This is a genomic window from Nostoc sp. DSM 114167 (genome assembly GCF_052692655.1).
The window spans coordinates 3,637,331-3,660,896 of sequence record NZ_CP195116.1 but is presented as its reverse complement, the minus strand read 5'-3'; the positions used below and the strand labels follow the sequence as shown (position 1 = coordinate 3,660,896).

At 41.8% G+C, this 23,566-nt stretch carries 21 protein-coding genes and 1 pseudogene; 9 read left to right on the top strand and 13 right to left on the bottom strand.

Features of this window, described 5'->3' with window-relative positions; all coding sequences use genetic code 11:
* Positions 1–88: 88 nt before the first annotated feature.
* Positions 89–946, bottom strand: coding sequence for an acyl-CoA desaturase (locus tag NSTC731_RS15715; RefSeq protein WP_445631596.1), 858 nt, complete (start codon positions 944–946; stop codon positions 89–91).
* 172 nt (positions 947–1,118) lie between these two features.
* Between NSTC731_RS15715 and NSTC731_RS15710 the strand changes: the two genes are divergently transcribed.
* Positions 1,119–2,348, top strand: coding sequence for a TetR family transcriptional regulator (locus NSTC731_RS15710; protein ID WP_445631595.1), 1,230 nt, complete (start codon positions 1,119–1,121; stop codon positions 2,346–2,348).
* 293 nt (positions 2,349–2,641) lie between these two features.
* Here the strand turns inward: NSTC731_RS15710 and NSTC731_RS15705 are convergent, their stop codons facing one another.
* Both NSTC731_RS15705 and NSTC731_RS15700 read right to left on the bottom strand, forming a co-directional pair.
* Positions 2,642–2,872 (bottom strand): hypothetical protein, encoded by a 231-nt coding sequence (locus tag NSTC731_RS15705; protein ID WP_445631594.1) that lies wholly within the window; start codon positions 2,870–2,872, stop codon positions 2,642–2,644.
* The gene (locus tag NSTC731_RS15700; protein WP_445631593.1) at positions 2,844–3,053 is read right to left on the bottom strand and encodes a hypothetical protein; all 210 of its coding nucleotides are present in this window, start codon (positions 3,051–3,053) and stop codon (positions 2,844–2,846) included. Before NSTC731_RS15700 ends, NSTC731_RS15705 begins: the two co-directional genes overlap by 29 nt.
* A 151-nt stretch (positions 3,054–3,204) precedes the next feature.
* Between NSTC731_RS15700 and NSTC731_RS15695 the strand changes: the two genes are divergently transcribed.
* On the top strand, positions 3,205–3,513 hold the full coding sequence (locus NSTC731_RS15695; protein WP_445631592.1) for a hypothetical protein: 309 nt from the start codon (positions 3,205–3,207) through the stop codon (positions 3,511–3,513).
* Positions 3,514–3,678: 165 nt separating this feature from the next.
* The gene (locus tag NSTC731_RS15690; RefSeq protein WP_445631591.1) at positions 3,679–7,149 is read left to right on the top strand and encodes a hybrid sensor histidine kinase/response regulator; all 3,471 of its coding nucleotides are present in this window, start codon (positions 3,679–3,681) and stop codon (positions 7,147–7,149) included.
* 295 nt (positions 7,150–7,444) lie between these two features.
* Here the strand turns inward: NSTC731_RS15690 and NSTC731_RS15685 are convergent.
* The 5 genes and pseudogenes from NSTC731_RS15685 to NSTC731_RS15665 form a co-directional block, all read right to left on the bottom strand.
* Positions 7,445–7,597: pseudogene (locus NSTC731_RS15685) on the bottom strand (IS701 family transposase); the annotation flags it as partial.
* A gap of 78 nt (positions 7,598–7,675) precedes the next feature.
* Positions 7,676–7,882: a hypothetical protein gene (locus NSTC731_RS15680; RefSeq protein WP_445631590.1), complete on the bottom strand. Its 207-nt coding sequence runs from the start codon at positions 7,880–7,882 to the stop codon at positions 7,676–7,678.
* A gap of 52 nt (positions 7,883–7,934) precedes the next feature.
* The gene (locus NSTC731_RS15675) at positions 7,935–8,114 is read right to left on the bottom strand and encodes a DUF6887 family protein (RefSeq protein ID WP_100899738.1); all 180 of its coding nucleotides are present in this window, start codon (positions 8,112–8,114) and stop codon (positions 7,935–7,937) included.
* Positions 8,111–8,287 carry a DUF6888 family protein gene (locus tag NSTC731_RS15670; RefSeq protein WP_229546149.1) on the bottom strand — a complete coding sequence of 59 codons (177 nt, stop codon included), beginning with the start codon at positions 8,285–8,287 and terminating at the stop codon, positions 8,111–8,113. The genes NSTC731_RS15675 and NSTC731_RS15670 overlap by 4 nt, the downstream gene beginning before the upstream one ends.
* A 268-nt stretch (positions 8,288–8,555) precedes the next feature.
* Positions 8,556–10,439, bottom strand: coding sequence for a DUF1565 domain-containing protein (locus NSTC731_RS15665; protein WP_445631589.1), 1,884 nt, complete (start codon positions 10,437–10,439; stop codon positions 8,556–8,558).
* Positions 10,440–11,374: 935 nt separating this feature from the next.
* Here NSTC731_RS15665 and NSTC731_RS15660 point away from each other — a divergent pair.
* Together NSTC731_RS15660 and thiS are read left to right on the top strand one after the other, a co-directional pair.
* On the top strand, positions 11,375–12,430 hold the full coding sequence (locus tag NSTC731_RS15660; RefSeq protein WP_445631588.1) for a thiamine phosphate synthase: 1,056 nt from the start codon (positions 11,375–11,377) through the stop codon (positions 12,428–12,430).
* Between the two features lie 158 nt (positions 12,431–12,588).
* Complete coding sequence (gene thiS / locus NSTC731_RS15655; protein ID WP_445631587.1) at positions 12,589–12,801, top strand: sulfur carrier protein ThiS; 213 nt, start codon at positions 12,589–12,591, stop codon at positions 12,799–12,801.
* Here thiS and blaOXA read toward each other — a convergent pair.
* Both blaOXA and NSTC731_RS15645 read right to left on the bottom strand, forming a co-directional pair.
* A complete protein-coding gene (blaOXA, locus tag NSTC731_RS15650; protein WP_445632106.1) occupies positions 12,798–13,652 on the bottom strand; it encodes a class D beta-lactamase in 855 nt (284 codons plus the stop codon). The genes thiS and blaOXA overlap by 4 nt on opposite strands.
* Positions 13,653–13,894: 242 nt before the next feature.
* On the bottom strand, positions 13,895–15,103 hold the full coding sequence (locus NSTC731_RS15645) for a glycosyltransferase family 4 protein (RefSeq protein WP_445631586.1): 1,209 nt from the start codon (positions 15,101–15,103) through the stop codon (positions 13,895–13,897).
* Positions 15,104–16,119: 1,016 nt separating this feature from the next.
* Here NSTC731_RS15645 and NSTC731_RS15640 point away from each other — a divergent pair.
* Both NSTC731_RS15640 and NSTC731_RS15635 read left to right on the top strand, forming a co-directional pair.
* The gene (locus NSTC731_RS15640; protein WP_445631585.1) at positions 16,120–17,112 is read left to right on the top strand and encodes a DUF1517 domain-containing protein; all 993 of its coding nucleotides are present in this window, start codon (positions 16,120–16,122) and stop codon (positions 17,110–17,112) included.
* Between the two features lie 301 nt (positions 17,113–17,413).
* On the top strand, positions 17,414–17,794 hold the full coding sequence (locus NSTC731_RS15635; RefSeq protein WP_445631584.1) for a calcium-binding protein: 381 nt from the start codon (positions 17,414–17,416) through the stop codon (positions 17,792–17,794).
* Positions 17,795–17,925: 131 nt separating this feature from the next.
* On the opposite strand, the gene NSTC731_RS15630 is transcribed toward NSTC731_RS15635, so the two are convergent.
* Positions 17,926–19,209, bottom strand: a complete 1,284-nt coding sequence (locus NSTC731_RS15630) for a diguanylate cyclase domain-containing protein (protein ID WP_445631583.1) — start codon at positions 19,207–19,209, stop codon at positions 17,926–17,928.
* A 976-nt stretch (positions 19,210–20,185) separates the two neighbouring features.
* Complete coding sequence (gene folB / locus NSTC731_RS15625) at positions 20,186–20,554, bottom strand: dihydroneopterin aldolase (RefSeq protein WP_335006609.1); 369 nt, start codon at positions 20,552–20,554, stop codon at positions 20,186–20,188.
* A gap of 167 nt (positions 20,555–20,721) precedes the next feature.
* Here folB and menD point away from each other — a divergent pair, with 167 nt between their 5' ends.
* A complete protein-coding gene (gene menD, locus NSTC731_RS15620) occupies positions 20,722–22,482 on the top strand; it encodes a 2-succinyl-5-enolpyruvyl-6-hydroxy-3-cyclohexene-1-carboxylic-acid synthase (RefSeq protein ID WP_445631582.1) in 1,761 nt (586 codons plus the stop codon).
* A 55-nt stretch (positions 22,483–22,537) separates the two neighbouring features.
* Entirely contained in the window at positions 22,538–22,720 is a 183-nt protein-coding gene (locus tag NSTC731_RS15615) for a hypothetical protein (protein WP_445631581.1), read from the top strand.
* Positions 22,721–22,829: 109 nt separating this feature from the next.
* Here NSTC731_RS15615 and NSTC731_RS15610 read toward each other — a convergent pair whose 3' ends face one another.
* Positions 22,830–23,498 carry a hypothetical protein gene (locus NSTC731_RS15610; RefSeq protein ID WP_445631580.1) on the bottom strand — a complete coding sequence of 223 codons (669 nt, stop codon included), beginning with the start codon at positions 23,496–23,498 and terminating at the stop codon, positions 22,830–22,832.
* Positions 23,499–23,566 lie beyond the last annotated feature (68 nt).

Genomic DNA, 23,566 nt, shown 5'->3' with positions numbered 1-23,566 from the left:
TTTTACCGTGAAATACTACTGATAAAAATTAGTAAGCCGACTGCAAGAAGCAATCGGCATAACAAATTCACGATCGTTTAATTGCAATTTAGCCGTGAGTTGCACCTTGAGGAGGACGCGAGACAACTTTTTTAGCTAAACCCAAAGTCTGCAAAACTAAGATGCTCCACCAAGTAACATCAATTTCCCACCAAGAAAACCCAGATTTTGCCATGTGGGGATAAGTATGATGGTTGTTGTGCCAGCCTTCTCCATAAGTGACGAGGGATACCCACCAAAGATTACGAGCGCCATCATTGGCATCAAAGGTGCGATAACCCCACAGGTGTGATGCTGAGTTCACAAACCAGGTTGAATGCCAAAGCAAGACACATCTGAGAAACACTCCGTAGAATACGAAAGGCCATCCTCCTAGAGCATAAAGCAGCAGCCCGAAGGGTATTTGCAACAGCAAGAAGTAACGATCTAGCCAACAATAAAAGGGTTGTTTGGCTAAATCAGGGGCATATTTTTTATAGGTGTCATAGTCAAAAAATTCTGGACGTGGGTAGAAAATCCACAATATATGGCTCCACCAAAAGCCTCTTTGGGCAGAGTAAGGGTCTAAATTGATATCTTCTGTGTGGGCGTGATGTTGGCGGTGTCCACCTACCCAAAAAATTGGCCCGCCTTGTAAAGCCAACGCTCCAATCAGGGCGATCGCATACTCTAACCACTTAGGAACTTGGAAACTTTTATGGCTCAGTAGTCGGTGATATCCCAAGCAAATACCAATGCTCCCGAATAACCAGTGCAGAAACACTAGCAAACCTAATGCTGACCAGGAGAAAAACCAAGGAGACAGAAGTGCTAAGGCATGAAATGTAGCAAAAAATACTACATTCGTCCAACTGAGTCGAGGTGAATTGCCTCTCTCAGGGGCGATCGCCCCAAAATTTGCGGTCATAAAAATTCCTGTTGATGGATCATGAAGTGATTTACTTTTTCTTGGGCATAATCCGACTAAGGATTTATCCAACCTCTTACTAGTTAGTTACAGTAGAGTAAAGCAAGTATCACTTACATTTGTTATGCTAGCAGAACTCTGATACCCCTGCAAGTGCCACTTGCATTTTTCTATGTCATCTCAACTCATTTCCACTCGTCAACGCCTGATTCAAGCTGCACTTGAGTTGTTTTCTGCTCAGGGAGTAAGCGCTACCACAACCCGCCAAATTGCCGAAAAAGCCGAAGTCAATGAAGTGACACTATTTCGGAATTTTGGCAATAAGCATGGATTACTTTTAGCTGTACTGGAAGAGTCCGCAGCCTTCAAGGATTTAGGTGAATCGCTGGTACGGCGGGCAACACCTCCCGGCAATGTTTACCAAGCTCTGAAAGATTATGCAAGTGATAGCTTACATGCATTAGAACGAGTACCAGAGTTCGTCCGATCTGTGGTAGGTGAAGCCGACCAATTCCCGGCAGAAAATCGCCGCGCACTAGGCAGGGGAGTCACAGAGGCAAACCGTTATGTAGCTCAGTATTTAGCTACTGTAATTCAGCAAGGACACCTAAATACTTATTTACCCGCAGAAAAATTAGCCAGTTTGCTGAATGGGATGATTTTGGGATATGCAGTAATTGAGTTCACCAGCGAATTTCACGAACTTTGGGAGGATCGGGACGATTTTCTGGAAAATTTGGTGGAGTTGTTTTTACATGGAGCCATGTCATCTTCAACAGAATCAGCAATAAACTCCTTACAAGGAGGATTCACTACCACAGAAGTAGCTGATTTACCAGCTAGTTTGGTTCACGAAATTCTGCAACAAGCCAGGAAATTCGGAGTACGAGATTATGCCTTAGCTTACGTATTATTTGGGGCTGGGTTATCCGCTACAGAAATAACTAGCTTGGAGCGATCGCACCAAATCTACGATAGTCAAGGGCACTTCCTGCAAATCACCATCCCCGGATTTGTTCGTCAAGTACCCGTGAATCAGTGGATTTTGGGCAAACGCTACGGTTCCTTTACCAATAATCCCTTACTCAAATGGCTGAAAAGTCGTAAAGATACTCAAACAGCGATGTTTCTGAATGAAACAGGTACACCCATCTCAGAATCAGAACTTGAGACACGTTGGCAAGCATGGAGCGAGGGATTGTTAACTCCCCAAGGACAAACGCCAGCGATCGCTCAGGCACAACAAACTTGGCGCGTAGAAATGTTAATGCGGGGGATTACCTTGGAAAATTTGAGTATTTTCACAGCTTGCGATCGCACCCAATTACAACCTTATGTCCGCCGAGCCAAAGAAAAAGCCGCGCTAGAGCAAGCCACCCGTTTGGATCATAAACCAGGATAGGAAGTGGGGAGATAAGAAGTATCAGGTGGAGTTTTCCGACGCAGAGCCAGCGATCGAATAATTCGTAATTCGTAATGTGCTACGCTAACGTAATTCGTAATTCGTAATGACGCTCCTGCGTCGCTAACGCTGCACTAACGTAATTCGTAATTAAGAATTCATTATACCAATTTGAAAAAAGAATGCGACAAATAGATCATTTGTAGAGACGCGATTTATCGCGTCTTTAGCCAAGGATATGTTGCAATCATTAATTGAATTGGTATTAGCATGATGCAGTTAAATAATTAAAATCAAACAATAGAGGTTCTTTTACCATTGTTTGCACCATTCAAGGTTGTAGCTGTACTCTCAGATGGGGATTGGGTATTGCTCGAACGGCGTGATAATTTCTTGCGTGGCTTGCCTCCCGCCTGGATATATTGCAAACTGTCTTTGCCATAATGGGTTGCCACACTCATTAACATCTTTTCAGAGTAGCCGCGCAATTCTTCTTCAATTAGAGAGACGACCTGCCATTTCATCTAGAGTAGAGAGTAAAGTGTTGTATGTAGATAGCTGGGTTTGCAAGGTTTGGATGCGGCTGTCGTAGTCTGTCAAATTTAATCCGTTGCCAAATTCTAGCGTTGGGCTAATCGATCGCATTCCTGCAATTCGACGGAGAGCGTTTTCGAGAGTGGGTGAACTGCGTTTTAGTCGTGCCATAAAATGCTCTCCTGAAGGAAGTTATAGGATTACTGCATGTACTCTAGCCAATGCAACAATAAACTTCTCTGAGAGATAATTCGGAAAAATTAAAGCAAATTCAAATCAACCTAATTATTTTTAGTTGATTGTACTGAGTTTTTTATTAAACTTGTCAAAAAAAGTAACATTAAATCAGCAACAGATACCTCAAAGTCGTTTTAAGGTACTTCAAAGTCGTTTTGAGGTACTCCAAAGTCGTTTTGAGGTACTCCAAAGTCGTTTTAAGGTACTTCAAAGTCGTTTTAAGGTACTTCAAAGTCGTTTTGAGGTACTCCAAAGTCGTTTTGAGGTACTTCAAAATCGTTTTAAGGTACTTCAAAGTCGTTTTGAGGTACTCCAAAGTCGTTTTGAGGTACTCCAAAGTCGTTTTGAGGTACTTCAAAATCGTGTCGGAGTATTAGATGATGGGTTTCCTTGAAAAATATCATGAACAATGTACAGTTGACCCTGGTAAGCGTAAGGCTGGTATAGTTTTGCAGTCAGCGCATAGGTCTGTGCAGACGAGATACAATGTTTACCTGACTCTACCATTGGTAAACTAAAATAATATTGCAAAAATATTGCGAGTTCAAAAACCGTATTTATGGCGGAAATAGCTTTAGAAAAAGAGATTGAGCAACGCTTTGGTGTCCTGCCAAACTTTTTTCGGCTTGCCAGCGATACCCCAGAGGTAACAGTCAACCTTTGGGGATTTGGCCGATTCGCCTACCTGGATAGTCCGCTACCATCGCTATTTAAAGAGCGGTTATTTGTCTACCTCTCGCGCTTCTGTGAGGTGCGGTATTGCATCGCCCGGCACGTTGGGTTTCTGGTTGGGTTGGGATACCCAGCTGGCGATCGCTATTGCCTGCCCCAAACAATTGAGCAAGTGCTGCCGCTGCTGCAACGTCCGCTCCCACGCGGCCAGGAATTAGAACCTGCGATCGCCCTCTGTGCCGCCAACGATTCATCTGGCTTTGAATTTCCCAGTCCTGACACTGCTGAAGAATTAGCAATCTTTGCCTGCGCCACCCATATGTTTTTGCAGACCCCCGATGCACCTAGAGCGATGGTTGCCCTGCGGCAGATATTGGGCAGCGTGCAGCTAGAATTTCTCAACGTGTTCCTGGCGTTCGTGCGAATGGCTCACTACTGGACGCAAACTCACCCAGAACTACACTTTGAGGATGACATCAATCAACTGCTGGCAACCCATGAAGCGTTTGCCAATTGTCTCCTCAACGACCCGGAGGTAAAGGACAACGCCTTGAACCAACAGGAGTTGTCATTAGCACAAATGCGGCAGTTGAAAGTAGAACGCAAGAGCCTTGTACAGTCCTACGAAGTGGTAAGCCGTGAGTTGGAAGCGCGGTTTAGAAGTGTGTTTTCAAATAATATGGTGGCAATGGGCATCTGGACAGGTGCAGGCAATATTACGGATGCGAACGATGCGCTACTGAACTTAATCGGTTATACCCGCCTAGAACTCGAAGCTGGAAAGATTCATTGGATTGAGCTAACGCCGCCTGAATACCGCGATCGAGACCAACAAGCGATTGCCTCAGTCATGGCAGACGGTGCTTGCACACCGTATGAAAAAGAATTCATCCATAAAGACGGGCATCGAATTCCAATTGCGATTGGCGGTGGGTACTTTGACGAGCAAAACAAAGCAGGTGTTTTCTTCGCCCTTGATTTAACCGCTCGCAAGCGCGTCGAAGAGTCGCACTTACTTGCCGAAGCCGCCCTGCGCGTGTCGGAAGAACAATGTCGCACGTTGTTTGAGTCGATGGATGAAGGCTTTTGTGTGATTGAAATGCTGTTTGATGAAAACAATAAACCGTTTGATTACCGCTTCCTGGAAACCAATCCTGCCTTTGAGAAACAAACGGGACTGAGCAACGTTCAAGGCAAGCGAATGCGCGAACTCGCGCCGAATCATGAGGAGCATTGGTTTGAAATCTATGGGAACGTTGCGTTAACGGGTGAACCTAATCGCTTTGAGAACTATGCCGCAGCTTTACACCGTTGGTACAACGTTTATGCGTTTCGCGTTGGGCACCCAGGCGATAGAAAAGTTGCGGTTGTCTTTAGTGACATTAGCGATCGCAAACGGGTGGAACAAGCTTTGCGGCAGAGTGAAGCCCGCTTTCGCCGCATTTTTGAGTGCAACATGATCCCGATGGGTATCTGGACGATTGCCGGAGAAATCGTGGAAGCCAATGAGACTTTGCTCGAGTTGATTGGCTACACGCGAGCGGAGTTAGAAACGGGGCAAATTAACTGGCAAACGCTGACTTTGCCCCAATACTGGGCACTCGATCGAAATGCCTTGAGCGAAATTGCCGCTCAAGGCTTCAGTTCATCCTATGAGAAAGTCTACGTCCACAAAAACGGTAGACAAATTCCGATTCTGGTCGGGGCTGCATCGTTCCTAGACGATCCGAACAGTGGTATTTTCTTTGTGATTGATTTAACCGATCGCAAACTTGCCGAAGCTCAACTGCGAGAAGTGCATGTGCAATTAGAATCTGCTTTAGCGGCAGGAGCCATTTATACATGGCGGTGGAAGATTCCTGAAAATCTCGTGATTGTAAATGCCTCCTTTGCTCACCTGTTTGGTGTTGACCCAGAGCTGGCTGCGATCGGCTTGCCCATCGAACTGTTTGTGCAGGCAATGCACTCAGACGATCGCCCCCAAGTAATTGCAGCCATCAACCAGGCGATCGAAACTGGCGAAGATTATGCCGCCGAGTACCGCGTTTACATGGCAGACGGCTCGGAGCGATGGCTGGCTGCACGAGGTCGCGTCGAATATGATGCCGATGGCAAACCGCTAGCTTTTCCTGGGGCACTGGCAGATATCACCGATCGCAAAACCGCCGAGCAAGAGCGCGAACAACTCCTTGCCCGCGAACAAGCCGCAAGAGAGGCAGCAGATCGCGCCAACCGCGTCAAAGATGAGTTTTTGGCAGTCCTGTCCCATGAGTTGCGATCGCCCCTCAACCCAATTCTGGGTTGGTCAAAGCTGTTGCAGCAAGGCAAACTGGACACAATCAGGACGAAGACCGCGCTGGCGACAATCGAACGCAACGCTCAACTTCAGGCTCAACTGATTGACGATCTGCTCGACATCTCCCGCATTCTGCGCGGTAAGTTGAGCTTGAATCAGATGCCCGTTGACTTAAGGATGGTTATTTCATCCGCTTTAGAAACCGTTGGTTTAGCCGCCCAAGCCAAGTCACTGCAAATTCAAACCATTTTCCCCCCAGAGATTAACATAGTAATGGGGGATGCAGGACGTTTGCAGCAGGTAGTTTGGAATCTATTATCCAACGCTGTCAAGTTTACGCCTCAAGGTAGGCAAATCACAGTTGCTCTATCTCAAGGAGCAACTCATGCCCAAATCCAAATCAAGGATACTGGAAAAGGAATTAATCCTGAGTTTTTACCCTACGTGTTTGAACATTTTCGCCAAGAAGATGCAGCCACCACTCGCAGATTTGGTGGACTGGGATTAGGATTAGCGATCGCCCGGCAAATTGTCGAACTACATGGTGGAACTGTTGCGGTTGATAGTCCGGGTGAAGGACAGGGCGCCACCTTTACAGTGCAACTCCCGCTTGCGTCTGTATCAAGTCAAACTTTGTCTTCAACAGTTGACTCACTCTCAACGGATGACGATTTAAGTGACATCCACATCCTAGTGGTGGATGATGAACCAGATTCCCGTGAGTTTGTTGCCTTTGTTCTGGAACAAGCAGGCGCGATCGTCACCAACGTTGCATCGGGAATTGAGGCATTGCAAACTATTGATCGGTATGTTTTCGATCTCATCATCAGCGATATTGGAATGCCAAAAATGGACGGCTATATGTTGATGCAACAAATTCGGGCACTCCAGCAAGAGAGGCAAATTCCAGCCATTGCCTTGACTGCTTATGCCGGAGAGCTCGATCGGCAACTTGCGAGGGCATCTGGCTTTCAACGCCATTTAGCAAAACCAGTTGACCCAACCGAAATCATTGCAGTTGTTGCCCATCTCTGTGGGCAAAAAGGGGCAGATATAGCGTAGGTGACATAAGCTTAACCCAACTTAGGGCAAAGGCGATCGCGCTGAAAAGTATCATTACTTACTATTGGTGCGAATGATGCCGGAGAAACCTGCAACCCAAAGTGTAGTGAGTGCCCAGCCTAAAATAATGTGAACGGATAAATAATAACGTAGCAATTCTCCTGATTTGAAACCCAAGAATTCGCGCCCCGCATTTGCATTAGGTAGCTAGTAATTTTTTAGCCACAGATCAATAATTGGCAAAAAAATATCTAGGGAGTAGATAAATGGATTAAATTTTGGATAAGATTGAATATTAAAACAGTAAGTTGTGCTTGATTTTATAAACAGTAAAACAAGTTTGATAAACTAAATTTTTTAATTTAAGCCAAACCAGCATGGCACAAGCAATATGATTTCTATAAAGAGGAGCTTTACGACGTTGCGTAAGTCCTGTTAAATAATCAATTTAAACGCTTGGGCATTTTTACCAACAAATAACCGAATGTTGGTAAAACGATAAAAATCTGACATACTGACGGTAACGCTACCCCTTGTTCCGTCGAGTCTCGTCATTTGTCTGTGCTGGATATCTTAGCCGATCGCCAATCACCGAAAGTTGGTAAAACGGAAAAAACTCAGCCTGCTGTATCCAGACGCAAGTTGCCAAATCAGCGCAGATATAAGGGTGTACGATCGCGAGAATATCGGCGTTGCTCAATAAAGGCAAGTCCCAAAATTCACATTGAGTCAAGCTGCTAAATTGAAAAAACCCCGTTACTAGAATGTCAGTAACGGGTTTTATATTAACTAGCTTGATTAATACGCCGTTTTAACTCAGCCTCTAATTGTTCTGGAGTGCTGACCACTACCCCCGGTTTCGCTCTCATGATGCTGAGGTAATGCTGAAATGCCTCCTCATCTTGGGGGTTTGATATTACATATTGTCTTAATTCTTGCTCATTAAGAGTTAAATAGTCTGTCATCGGATAATGTTCTCCCCGTTACTAAGAATTTCTACTTGGATGGTTTCGCCTATCAAAATCACGATTCGGCTTGTCCTCTCATCAAATCTAACCAATGCTATATCTCTAAACAAATTACTAGCCCGAACGCAAAAGTCAAAAAATGCTTTAAGTTGTTCGATGGTCGGTTCCATACCTTTTACCATTGAATAAAATTAAATCGGTTCATTCGTGACAAGTTAGGATAACATTGCTTTTGTCAATTATAAATTCCGCTGAAAAGTGAAGAGAGAATAAAGTATCAAATTAAGCTAAGTACTAAGCTTAAGCAGAAAAGTGAATGATGATGACTAAAAGAGCGATGCCTCCCCACAGTAGGAAAGCGATCGCTCTTTAAAGTGGATCAATATTCATTTTGAGGTGCTTTTCTCGCTAATTCCATATATTTTGCCCCATACCCAATTAATTCAACGGCTCCATAATGGCTCTTAAACCCTTATTAGAGAGTGTTTTGAGCATTTCTTTAGCGTTATATTCACTGCTAAATACTCCTGCTTGCATAACTCTTTGACCATCCCAAACTGTGAGAAACGCACCAGGAGCAAGCGATCGCACTAAATCTCGATCCCGATCGGTTGCTAGTGGCACTACTACGCGATAACGTATACCAAATTGTCTTGCAGAGTTACCACCATAGGCAATACTTGCAGAACTTGTTTGCAGATTGCGAGTATTAACAATGGGGATATTGGGATTGGGAAGTGGTAAAAGTTCTGAAGCACCAGGAGCAGCAGTTTCTAGTATTGGTAATGGCTGTTGTGTTTGATTCCTCATGCTTGCAACTGGTGGCTCAGGTGCAACTGAATTGGATGGGGACTCAGGGGCAGTAAACTCAATGGTATTAGGATCGATGCGCACGTAATTTAACTGTGGTGTATCAGGTGGCTGTGCGTTAATTGGTATTTGTCTACCTGACAAGCTGCTAGGAGTAGGAAATCCGGCGACGCTAGAAGTCGGTGGTTGTTTGGATATAGGGGGGGGAGGCGGTACATTATTGGCTGGCCTTAATGGCAGCAGTTGACTATTTAATTGCCCAGAAACAGGATTATTTATTGAAATGCTGCTGGTTTGCCCATTAGTAGTTTCAGAGGTTTCGGGAGCCGAGAAGGTGATTTCTCCACTTGGTGGTATTTGTCGTAATACGTTGTTGGGAACTGGTTGAGAATTTTCGGTTGCTAGTGCTGTTGTACCATTAATATCTACCTTACCAGTGATGCGATCGCTCACAAGGTTGTTACCAGCAGCAGAAATCATTTGTTTAGCAGCACTGGCGTTAATGTCGTGGCGGCCGTTATTTTGAAATGTATTACCTCCAGGTTCGGATGCACTACCCAAATCTGGCATTGCTTGAGCGATCGCAACTAAACCATCTTCTTTATTATCTTGAATAGAATTATTCCGCAAAATCGGGCGGGCATTTGCTTGTACGATAATTCCCGATCTATTGTTTTGAATTTGATTACCTATAACTATAGGAGCAGCATTTTGGGCAATATTAATTCCAAAACCTGTTTGGTGAAAGACATTTTCCTTGACTTGGGGACTAGAGTTACCAGCAATTGTGATCCCATTGGCTCCATTGCGATCAAAGTAATTCTTGCTAATGGTAGGTGCAGCATTACCACTAACGGAAATTCCATCTTGAGTATTGCCAGTAAATGTATTTTCTGCGACTACCGGATTGCTAGATTCAATCCATAAACCGTAACCACGAGGATTAGAGTTCGTCACCGTTACCCCAGTGAGCAAGGCTTGGTTTGCTCCAACAATTGTGACGTTTTGACCGCCAAAGCTTCGACTCAGGTAATCACCGCCTCCCTGAATGATAATGTCTTTACCTTGATTGCTGGGGTTGCCTTGAATTGAAATACCCGGTTTCAATATTAAGGGAAATTCCTCTCCTGTCTCGGCGCTATAAGTGCCCGTAGAGAGCATAATTACAACATTGGCGTTAGCTAATCGCAATGCATGGGTAATCGTTTTTACAGGAGCGGATTCGCTGCCATTGCCTGTCTTGTCATCTCCAACACCAGGATTGACAAATAGCACATTAGCCTGAGAAGGTGTTTTCTGATTTAGAGGTGCTGAATTTGGTGTCGATGGAATCTGAGCAATCGCACTATCCAGGCTGATACCCAGAAACGCTATACTTGCCGCCCCCATCCCTACAATAAAAGATAATACTGAAAAACTAAAAAATAAAAGCCTTGCTGATTTCAGAAACTTCAGCTTTGCAAACAGAATATTTACTCTACGGTACTCAGTAAACATACGAGTAAGAATCATATTTAACACCACTCCTTATAAGTAATCATAAATTCTTATACTCCCTAGAGAGTATTATGTCGATAATATTACTCATATATTCACCGATTGGCGATATTTAATACATAGTAATAAATGATATTAGACATCTCCAGAAATTAATTGTGCGTTGCCCAAAATAATTTGTAGGCAAAATTCATGAATTGTGCCTATATCATCTATCTAATAGATAGATATAAAGTGAAATTAAATAAGTGTTATCCAAAACCCTTGTAGAGACGTAACATCATGTTACCCACCCCACAAGAATTAATTGGATATTTTTTTTTGGAAGTCCTTAAGAAGCTACGGTGTACACACATCTCTAAAAATCTTACTCACCCAATATTTCTGTTCAAGTGAAAGTCCTACACTGAGCAAATATCCCGCCCGGAACTAAAGTTCCGGGCTGATAGCTAAGAGGATGTTTGAAAAGTCCCTAATGATGTATCAAATTGTTTTAGATCCCCCTAAATCCCCCTTAAAAAAGGGGACTTTGATTCTAATTCCCCCCTTTTTAAGGGGGGCTAGGGGGGATCGATAAGTGTCTAAAATCACAGCAAACCACTTTTCAAACAACCTCTAAAGGCTTCTTTTAGAGGACTAAACTAAATTTCTTGTTTAGTCCTCTTTTGGAGGACTTTTGTGAATTTTCTGGTGTATTCCCTTTTGCCAGTCTTTTGTAAGCTCGTTGTCTATCGTAAAACACTTGACTAAGCTCAGTGCGAAACTGTAGCCTCAAACTACCCTTATCACTGTCTATAGGAACATGGGATAATTTACCGTAACCCTCACTACTACGTTATTTTGCGTAGATTCCGCAAAAATTAGTAAAAAAAAGCAATCTTATTTAACTTATGGTTACTAGGACTTATGATAATTCACACTTCGATGAAAGCACTAATGGGGTTGTTGTGATGGTCGAGCCATACAGCCAAAAAGAGCAAACACAGCAAGTTGTTTACCGCATTTTAGATGCCAATTTAGACCGCGCTCGTGAGGGCTTGCGAATTATCGAGGAATGGTGCCGATTTGGTTTGAATAATGCCCAGTTGGCTCTTGAATGCAAGCGGCTGCGACAAGAAGTAGCCAAGTGGCATACCCCAGAATTACGGGCGGCGCGAGATACACCAGGCGATCTTGGGACTGAGTTAACCCATCCTCAAGAAGAACAACGAGCTAGTATAAAATCGGTTTTGCAAGCTAACTTTTGCCGGATAGAAGAAGCATTACGGGTGTTGGAAGAATACAGTAAGCTTTTTCAGCCAAGTATGGCTAAAGCTTGTAAACAGATGCGCTATCAGGTTTATACCCTAGAAAGTAGTTTAATGGGTCATCAGCGCCATCAATTGTTGTGGCGATCGCGTTTGTATCTTGTGACTTCCCCTAGTGAAAATTTGTTGAACACTGTCGAAGCTGCACTCAAAGGCGGATTAACGCTTTTACAATACCGCGACAAAACCGCCGATGATTCTTTGCGTCTAGAACAAGCGAGAAAATTACGGCGGTTATGCCACATCTACGGTGCTTTGTTTATTGTTAACGATCGCGTGGATGTAGCTTTAGCGGTCGATGCCGATGGCGTGCATCTGGGACAACAAGATATGCCTATTGCTGTTGCTCGGCAATTACTGGGTTCGCAACGTCTGATCGGTCTATCTACCACAAATAAAGAAGAAATGCAAGCAGCAATTGCTGAAGGTGTAGATTATATTGGCGTAGGGCCAGTTTATGAAACTCCCACGAAAGTAGGTAAGGCAGCAACAGGGCTAGAATATGTCAGCTATGCCGCCAAAAATTGCTCAATTCCCTGGTTTGCGATTGGGGGAATAGATGCCAATAATATCAATGATGCGATCGATGCTGGAGCCGAACGTGTAGCGGTGGTGCGATCGCTCATGCAAGCCGAACAGCCTACCCTAGTAACGCAATATTTGCTCTCTCAACTCAATCGCATTAAACCAGAACTTTAAAAGAGTCATTTGTCATTTGTCATTTGTCACTTGTACTGAGCGAAGTCGTTGGCGCAGCCTCTCGTAGAGAAGTATTTGTCATTTGTCATTTGTCATTTGTCCAAAGTAAGTAACCAATACCAAATACCCCATTCTCTAGCCCCCAGTTCCCACATATTATGTCTAATGAGATTACGATTCAGGTAAATGGGGAAACCCATAACTGTTCGTTTCAAACTTTTTTACCCGATTTGCTTCAAGAGTTGGGTTTTAACCCCCGCTTGGTGGCTGTGGAGTATAACGGCGAAATTTTACACCGACAATTTTGGCCGCAAACAAAAGTGCAACCAGGCGATCGCTTAGAAGTGGTAACTATTGTTGGTGGTGGTTAGTTGATTTGAGCTAGCAAGCCCAAATCCTTAAGGCTACGTCGTGTAATCTCAATGCGGGCGGGTGCATCTTCCGATTTTTGCATATCAAGGGTTGTTGCGAAAAAATAGACGTTTTTGTTTTGCTCTAAATAACCCACAAACCAACCAACATGTGGTTTAGTACTCGTTAACCATCCCGTCTTTCCTCGCAGTGTGTAGTCTGGAGTTTGTTCGCGTACCATAATGTCTTTGACAAGATTCATTGTCCGTTGTGAGAAAGGCAAATCGCCTTGATATAACCGTTGCAAAAACTTAATTTGCTCTTTGGGTGTAATTTGTAATAACTGCGGTTGTAACCAAAAACGATCGATGTCTGCAACAGTGCCAATCTGACGGTTTCCGTAGCCTACTTTATTAATAAATTGCTGCATCCGTTCATATCCAGCCCTACGTGCCAGTACTTGATAGAACCAAACAGTTGAATCTTTAAAGGCTTGACGCAAATTTGTATCATGATTCCAGGCATCAAAATCTCGGTGAATTCCATCCCAAGTGAGAACCGCCACATCATCAGGAACTACACCTGTTTCTAGTGCTACTAGCGCGTTAAAAATTTTGAATGTTGAAGCTGGAGCGATCGCAGTTGCATTACGTTGAGGATTGTGTTCATAGATGCGGTTATTTTTTGAGTCGTAAATCAAGATAGAGCCTTCACGCCCAAATTCTTGAAAGTGTCGCCCGAAATTTGGTGCTTTCACAGCGGGACGTTCAGAGGAAGTTGAAGCAGGTTGAGCTACAACATACATTGCCCCAAAGGTAATCACACTAACTACAGCAAGACATCCAATGACTGTAAACACGAAAGATTGCATTCGGTGCTTTGCGTAACGCCGAAGGAATTGCTCTATGTTAAACCAGATATTTTTCATGGCACATTTAATCGCATCACAAGCGAGATTTTACACTGTAATCTCGCTCTTTTATGAAGCAATTGGTTAAAGGTTATGCAGAAATATGACTTTTAGTAAATTGCCCTTTTTGGTATTTTTTGAATTGGATGATTCAATCCTGTTTATTTAATCAAATCATTTCCCCAAATTGCATTTTTTCCATCTTATTTATAAAGCGATCGATGGAGAGTTCTACGCTTGGCTAATTCTTTACCTTTACGACCGAGTTGCTCGCGTAGTTGTTGGTCTTTGCACAACCGATTGAAAGCTTGAAAAACTTCATAACCAGAATTGGGATTAACCAGTATCCCATTTTCTTCATGCTGAACTGTATCTAGAACACCACCTAAACGAGGGGCAATTATCGGCTTGCCGAAGTAACTTGCTTCTAAATAAGCCATACCAAAACCTTCCATATTATTAGGTTTAGTATCTGATAAAGTCAGCATAGCAAATATGTCGCAAGCTGCATAATAACCTGCTAATTCCCGCTCTGGCACATATCCAGCAAAGTGTACGCGTTTATCTACTCGCAAACGATGCGCCAGAGATTTCAGTTCCGACTCACTTGGCCCTTGCCCGCAGAGTATATAGTGGACATCGACCCCAAAAGTTAGCAATATTGGGATGTTATCAATTACTCGGTCGAAACCTTTATGTTTTACTAACCTGCCGATGGAGAGAATCACTATTGCTGTTTCGGGAATGTTGTACGTCTGACGCACGCGAACCCGTAAATCATCAAGGCTACTGGGACTGGCTACATTATTACCAAATTTTTCTGGTCTGATTACGGGGTTAATGACGTGGGTAGGAGTATCTAATCGGAAAGCAGTTCTTAGGTAATCTCTTGTATAAGAACTGTTACAAACAATGCCTTCAGCTCTATGAAGTGTTAATTTAAATAGCGATCGCAGCACGGGATTGTGTAAAGTGCAAAGAAGATCGTTGCCGTGCAGATAGATAAAAAAGCGAATAGGTAACAAATAGCTCAATAGCAACAGTGAAGGGAAATCATAACCGTGGCCCCACTCTATGTAACGATAGTGATAGCGAAAATAGAGTTTAATTGCTAGGACAAATGAGCAAACGATATTGACCAAAGGTTTTAGGATATTTCCCACATAGCCACTACGCCAATATTTAGGATAATACCAGCGATACACAGGAAACTGTTGACTCTTATCAAATACTCGATCTCCCGAGCAACTAGCTGCCAGTACAATTATTCGTTCTGGATCTTGCAGACAACGATTGTAGATATATTCCCCAATTACAGCTTCTTTCGGTAGAAAGATCCGGGATATGACTAGGATATCTGGGTATGCAGCTTTGTCTCTGATTTCGGCTGTTAGTTGAGAAATATGTTCCATAATCAAGTTGATGACTATATTTCAAATAGTTTTTAATATTTACAATTAGAATTACTTTCAAAGCCATCATTATTATTTTATTTCTTTTAAAACGAATTTGGTAGACAAATTTGAAGCCTATTTCAGAAGATTAGCCAGAAAGATTGTTTTTTATTGTGTTAATTTTATTTTTGTTGCACATTTCTCATTCTTTGAGAGTTTCTGTGCATAATGAACAAAAAATCAAAGCTAATACTTGTAGCGAAAATGCTCAGTAAACATCTGCGGCGAAAATTCCGAAATTTAGCTACGTTTAATAAAATATCCTAAACACTTAAACTCCTGTGCCAAAATGCCAAAATTTTTCTAACTACTTAGTCGCAACATGATGTCTATTGTGAAAAATTATAAGGATTACAGACACTTCCTAGCTTTCTACGCACACGTAAATTAGAAGCCTCCAAATGTATTAATGAGTGCTGTTGGTGCTAGCTAGGCGTTTTGTCCGTGCTAAATATTGAATCATAAAATAAGTTCAGAAGTAGTACTTATTCAGTGAAGGATTAAAAAATTAGTCAAAATAATCACTAAAAATTAAAATCATCTGTATAATTCAAAACTGTAGTCTGAAACTAGTCTGAGGCATAGCAAACCATTGCCCGTAGGCGTAGCCCGCACAACTCTTGGAGACGCTCTTGCTAGCTTGCTTCTTTGTTCGCGTAGCGTTCCGCAGGAAAGGAGTACGACAAGCTACTTCGGCTGCGCTCAGTACAAGTCAGTGACCATCGTAGACATCGCAATTTCTGGGAAAATAAACATGTCTTCAGGTACGGTTCCCCAGTCGAGAAATCCCCCCTGCGATCGCTACTTACCCAAGATAAGACGCGGTAAATTGAATATGTAGCCTCTAAAAGGTAATACTACGTGAATGCTACAAACTTGCTTGTTACGGGCTAGCGTTAGCAAGATCCTGGAACACTGCTCCCACCATCGGGAGAAATCATAAATAATAACTTCGTTTTTCAAGCGATTGTCTTATGCGTAAAAAACTACAACAAACCATCAAACCGCTGTTCAAAACCTTCCTAGCCCTAAGCTTGGTGTTAGCTTTGGCTCTTGGTCACGCTGACGGCGCGTTAGCAGCCCGCAGTGGGGGTCGTATCGGTGGTGGCTCCTTTAGAGCGCCTTCTAGCCGTACCTATACACCGCGCACTTATGCACCTCCTGGCGGAGGCGGATACTATCCCGGTGGTTATGGTGGTGGCTTTGGTGGTGGCTTTGGCTTTCCCTTCCTACTTCCTTTCTGGGGTATTGGCGGAGGATTTGGTGGTCTGTTTAGCATCTTAATTTTCTTTGCGATCGCTAATTTCTTATTGCAAACTTTCCGCCGCGTCTCTAGCGGTGAAACAGCAGAAGCAGATTACAGCAGTAACTCTCCTGTTTCTGTAACTCGTTTGCAAGTAGGTTTGTTAGCTCAAGCCCGTGAATTGCAAAATGAACTCAACCACATTGCTGAAACTGCTGATACTAACACCCCCGAAGGTAGAGCAGAAATTCTCCAAGAAGCCAGTCTAGCTTTACTCCGCCATCCGGAATACTTTGTATATGCAGGCGGTGGCACTCAACAAGCCAGTTTAAATTCAGCTGAAGGTCAGTTTAATCGCCTGTCACTGGCAGAACGCAGCAAGTTTAGCGAAGAAACTCTTTCTAATGTCAACAACCAGCTAAGAGCAGCCCTTGCCAAGGATGCTTTACCTGCGGCTGGCGAACTCGACAACCCCACCCGTCTATTTACCGAAGGCCCTGGTGAATACATTGTTGTCACCTTACTGGCGGCGACACTAGGTAAGTTTGAAATCCCCACAGCTATTAATAGTGCTGATGATTTGCGTCAAGCTTTACGGCAAATTGGTAGTATTCCTAGCGACAAGCTTCTAGCAATTGAAGTTCTTTGGACTCCGCAAGCTGAAAATGATACCCTCACATCTGATGATGTGTTAGCGAATTATCCTGATTTGAGACTTGTTTAATCTCTGAAAAATTTTGCATCTTAGTGCAACGAATAAGTTCCCCTTAAGAACAATAACTAGAAAACCGTTTGTCAATGACAAGCGGTTTTTTGTAGAGTTTAGATCGTTTCCAGATAATTAGTTATGATTCCCACAGCCATTTCACCCCACCCGGCCCTAAGAGTTTGCAAACAGGGGATTAAAGGGTGGGGTTTTGGGAGGTTAATAAGTAATTAAGCGGACATCATAGATATATTTAAGTATGATTTTAGAAACATTTTGGTAGTATTATCAAAATGAATTATACGCAAAGTGTTATCTTATGCCTAGTGTTGAAGCCGACGAAAACCGAGAGCATCGCATTAAAACGGAGATCGTTGTAGATGCCGAAGACAAAGAAGACCGAGCTATGGGTTGGTACTACTACCTCGAAGAGACTCTGAATTTTCCCTTTTTGGCTACATGGACTAAGAAGGGACGCAAATCAGGTGCTGTCGAGGAGAAACAAGTGGAAGTATTGGGAATGGCCCCAGATGACGAGTGCTTAAAAGATATGTTTGTCGAAGTGGCTTATATTAATGGTAAGGATGAAGATGTATATTCTGCAAAATTATCTGAAATAGCAGCCATTGATGTTGACAGTGAAACTCAAGAAGCGATCGCAGACTGGCTCTATTGGATTGCTAGAGGTTATAAGTTTTGAAGAAGAATGCAGAATTCAGAATGGGCTACTGACTCCTGAATTCTGTTTTTCGGTTTTTTCCATGACAGAATTATCGGGCTTCTCGATTCATACCATAACCTTAGTAGCGCCTAGAGTGGCATATTCCATTCTTAACTAAATATGGCATAAGTAGCTTTTCCCTGCCTTTTAGCTTGGTACATCGCAATATCAGCATCCCGCAGTAGAGTTGCAGGCTCCTCATAATTACTAAAATTCCAAGTAATACCAATGCTAGCGGTAGCAGATAATTGATATCCATTCAGGTTAACTGGCAATCTTAAGGAGTCTTGAATACGTTTGGCAACATTGGTAGCATCGGAAATGTCTTTAATATCCTCCAAAAGAATAGTAAACTCATCACCACCAAATCGTGCTACAGTATCGCCACTACGTAAGCATGACTCTAAACGTCTAGCGATCGCTACTAAAAAATCATCCCCTATTCCATGCCCAAAGCGATCGTTAATCTCTTTGAAACCATCTAAATCTAAAAATAAAACTGCAAAATAATAGTCGCTTCTGCGTTTGCTACGTTCAATAGTTTGTTTGAGCCGATCTAAAAATAAAACACGATTCGGTAATTCTGTTAGCCCATCATAAAATGCATTGCGGATCAGTTGCGCCTCTGTCTGCTTACGTTTAGTAATGTCTTGAAAAACTAAAACCGCGCCAGTAATATTGCCATCTCGATCGCGGATAGGTGCAACATTATCCCCAATCGCTACTTCTTTACCATCTTTGGTAATCAATGTACAGTTTTCTGGTAAATTAAAAACTTTACCTGCTTCGATTGCATAAGTGGCCAAATTTTCAATTTTTTCTCCTACATCTTTATTAACTAAGTTAACTACTTCTATTAAATCTTTCCCCAACGCTTCACTTTGCTTCCAACCAGTGATTAGTTCTGCTATGGGATTCATCATTTCAATACAACCATTTGCATAGGTAACAATCACTGCACAACCCATACTATTAATAATTGTCATCAACCTCTGTTTTTCTTCGTCTAATATTTTTTTGGTCTGATGTTTGTACAGTGTCATTTCAATCACAAAATGTAAATCACTTTCAAGAAATGGTTTGGCTATGTAACTAAAAGGCTCACTTAGTTGATTTTTATGTAATGTTTGATATTCCGAACACTCTGTTAGATATATTACAGGCACATGAAAGTGATTCTGGATAATATCCGCTACGTGGAGATTATCTATTTCTCCAGCTAGACAGATATCAATTAATACTAAATGTGGATGAGTTTCTGCTACCTTTTTTATTACTTCTTCACCATATTCAGTTATTTCTGATACTAAATAACCTAATTTTTGTAAACTTTTTCTAATATTTGAGGTTAGGTTTTTTTCATCCTCAACAACTAGGATTTTGCGGGCGAACATGTTACAATAACCTGTTTGCTAAGGTTCAGATTCTTGTTATAAGTGTCAACTCAAGTCAAAAGTGCTTATCTTATCATAAACAATCTCTAACTATCCTGTATTCTTGCTTGATATTAATACTGACTAATGAGTAAATAGCATCATGTTATTAATCTCCGGAAATTTCTATGCTTATCAAAACTAATTTTGATTAATTTATGTAGCTAATATGATGCTACTAACATCAAATTAAAATTAGAATGCAATTATCAAGCACTCAAAAACTGATTTTAAAATGTATACAAGAATTTTTCTTGGGAAAGTATAAATACTAAGTATAATATCTATATACAAATTAATCAAGAAAATTTATCATAAAATCACGGCAGATTACTTTAATATATTTCAAAAAATCTAGAGTGTCTTGGATGTCATATATTAATCTACATTCACTTAATTAGTAATAATTAATCTTCACCTATAATTAAAAAGTTTAATGCTGCTTTACCTGCAAATATATTTTATATCAGATGAGGTCTAGATTGCGGGCGAAAGCTATCTGAAATATTTAATTAACAGTCAACTCGGATTAATTAGAAATGTTAATACAATAATCATAATTAAAAAATATCAAGATTATTGTAATAGCATGGTAAGCCTAAATATGTGCAAGATAAAATTAGTTATGTTTCTCAAATATCAATAGCTGAGATATTTTTAATGCACTATTTTAGCCTTGCCACGCCACTAAGCGTATTTTAAAAATAAAATACTAGCTCTAGAGCTTCTGGTTAATACTTAATCACAATTCCTCTCCTCTGAAAATATGTAAGTTAAATGTTCATCAGCCGCTCGCGGGATTTTTTAGTTTTTTGGTAATCAATAGGTACTGGTGCCAATGGCAGGAAAGATTCTCATTGTGAGACACTTCCAAGCTCCACATAAACCTCCCGTTCTTTGCTATCTGATAGATATTGAAAAAAACACATTTTGTGAATTAAAGGTTGGACTTGATTTTAGTCAGTTCAATGCTAATTTTGCCACCAAAGTCTGGAATAGGTGCGGCAGGTTTGCTGAGAGTGACTTGGACTTTTGTTACACGATCGCACTCTTGGAGGATAGAATCTGCGATCGTTGTTACCAATTTCTCCACCAAAACAAATTTAGACGTTTTGATCAGATGTTGTGTCAAGCTAATGACGCTGCGATAATCTAAAGTGTCCTCGATCGCGTCAGTCTTGGCCGCTGTGGAGATATCCAACCATAACCTCACATCCACCTCAAACCATTGTCCTAGCACCTGTTCTTCTGGTAGATACCCAGTGTAGCCATAGCCGCGAATTCCCGTTAAATGAATGCAGTCCATAAAAGTTTGAGAGCAAATTGTGCATTTTGTAGAAAGTTCAGCAAGTTTGTTTGGAGATTTTCTTTCCCAGAAACTCGCGTGGCGGTGATGGAACTCAACACCGCATTGATGGATTTTAAATTGAATTTCCCTAGACAAAATCTAAAATTTAAGATTGTTTTATAGCTATGTTTGATTTAATGCCGATCGCTTATAGGAATGTTAATCAACTTTGGGCTTATATTTTAACAGAGACTTTAAAGCGGTTGGGATTGACTTGTGCTATTATTTGCCCCGGATCGCGCTCTACACCCTTAGCGATCGCCTTTGCTCAACAAGCACCTGAGATTGAAGCAATTTCCATTCTCGATGAACGTTCCGCCGCCTTTTTCGCCTTGGGACAAGCTAAAGCAACCGGACGCCCTGTAGTACTAGTTTGCACCTCTGGTACAGCAGGAGCAAATTTTTATTCAGCAGTCATTGAAGCCTCGTATAGTCGCGTCCCACTATTGATATTAACTACCGATAGACCGCCAGAATTGCGAGATTGTCACTCTGGGCAAACTGTAGATCAATTGAGATTATATGGAAACTACCCAAATTGGCAAACAGAGTTAGCCTTACCCTGTGCCGATCTGGGAATGCTAGCTTATCTGCGACAAACGGTAATTCATAGCTGGGAAAGGGCGCAAAATCCTACAAAGGGGCCAGTACATTTGAATATTCCCTTTCGCGATCCCTTAGCACCTCTGCCTGATGGAAATGATTTGAGCTATTTGCGATCGCAGTTTCACCCAGAAGAATTTTTCGCAGGAATAACAAGGACTACCCCATTCCCCATTCCCAATTCCCCATTCCCCATTCCCCAAGAATGGAAAGAATGCGATCGCGGTATCATCATCGCAGGTGTTGCCCAACCACAGCAACCAGAGGAATATTGTAGAGCGATCGCGCATCTTTCCCAAACTCTCAAATGGCCCGTGCTAGCTGAGGGACTCTCCCCAGTCAGAAATTATGCCGAACTCAACCCTTATTTGATTTCCACCTACGATCTAATTTTGCGAAATCAGCAACTAGCAAAGCAGTTAGCGCCCGAAATGGTGATTCAGGTGGGAGAAATGCCTACGAGTAAAGAACTACGTAGCTGGATAGATGCAGCCCAACCGCGACGCTGGGTAATCGATCCTAGTGACCAAAACCTTGACCCTTTGCACGGGAGGACGACGCATTTACGGATATCTGTAGAAGAGATAAAGGCAGAGGAGATAAATTTATCTTTCTCCTCAGACTATTTGCAGCAATGGTGCGATGCGGAAGGTAAAGTCAGGTTAGTTGTTGACCAGACGATGGCGGAGATAGATGAAATCATTGAAAGTAAAGCAGCTTGGTTAATTTCTCAGATTTTACCGCCAGAAACGCCTCTGTTTATTGCCAATAGTATGCCTGTGCGAGATGTGGAATATTTCTGGAAACCAAATAATTTAGGAGTGCGATCGTACTTTAACCGGGGTGCAAATGGCATTGATGGCACATTATCCACAGCTTTAGGAATTGCCCATCGCCAGCAAAGTAGTGTGATCTTAACGGGAGATTTAGCTCTGTTGCATGACACTAATGGTTTTTTAATCCGCAATAAGTTTGTCGGACATCTCACGATTGTCTTAATCAATAACAATGGCGGTGGGATTTTTGAAATGTTACCCATCGCAAAATTTGATCCACCATTTGAAGAGTTTTTTGGCACTCCCCAGGATATTGATTTTGCTCAGTTGTGCGCCACTTATAATGTGCAGCATGAATTGATAACTTCTTGGCAGCAATTACAGCAAAGATTAAACCCGCTTCCAGCTAAGGGAATTCGGGTTTTAGAGTTGCAGACAAATCGGAAAAAAGATGCCAAGTGGCGACAGGATAATTTACGGAAGTTTGGCGCAAATATTGCAATTTAACTATATTGTAAGTGAAGATAATAATTCAGCGTTAGAAAATTAAAATCAAAAAGTCATGATAGATGAAAGAATTTTGATTGGAAAAACAGTTGAAGAAGCTACTGAATATGTAAAAGGCAGCGGTTACGAATTGTTTATAGTTCAAGACAAGTGGATGGTACAAAATCTACTTATTAGAGGAATGTATGTAGTTGTAGTGGATAACAAAATAACTAAGGTTAAAGATGTTCGTCATTAAGGTTGAGGCGAAATAGCTATACATTCTGTAGTTAAAGCTTATTTGAAAGATGAACCCCAACTAAAACAATCAGTCTAGACAATCACATATTTTGAAAGTATAGAAAAAATTAAGCAAAACCACCATCCAATCTTGCTCTGAGGGCGCAAATATAAAGAATAGCTGGAATAACTCTCTTATAACTAGGGCCTGCCAACTGCCATACTGTGAATAATCCTGCACCTATCCAACCAACTGGCCCGATAATCACAGCTATTGCACTTGACATTGTTGTATAAGCAACAAAGGGTAAAGTAACCCCTATTACTCCGGTAAGTGTACCCAATGTTGTTGAAGCCAGTAAGTAAATACCAAAACCAGACAATTGAGCGCCTGTCAAAGCAAGAAAAATACTAGTACTTCCTAATAATTCACCTCCTTTATCAAATTTTGATGCTGTTTTTCGTAACTGCTGTTCTATTTCTTGCTTTTGCTCTGGGGTCATTTTCTCCAAAATTGTTTCCATAACTTTCTGTGCAATTTTGATCTCCATTGCACTAGCAGATTCATATTTACTACATTTTATGTTTAACTTTTTAGCAGCACGCCTAACTATTTTTTGATAACTTGGACGATCATCAAATATTTCATTAAATACATAACTGACAGCATCTTGACTCTTTTCACATAGACGATCAACGATAGAATCGGCTGTTGGTTGTTTTGCCTTAAGAATCTCTGCCAATGCTTTCCTCTCCTCAAATGAGGCACGATTTAGTAAAATTTTAAGGTCATCCATATATTTAAATCCTTTTACTAAGAAAATAAATCCTAATAATAGTATTCCCAGTAATATTATTTTTATAT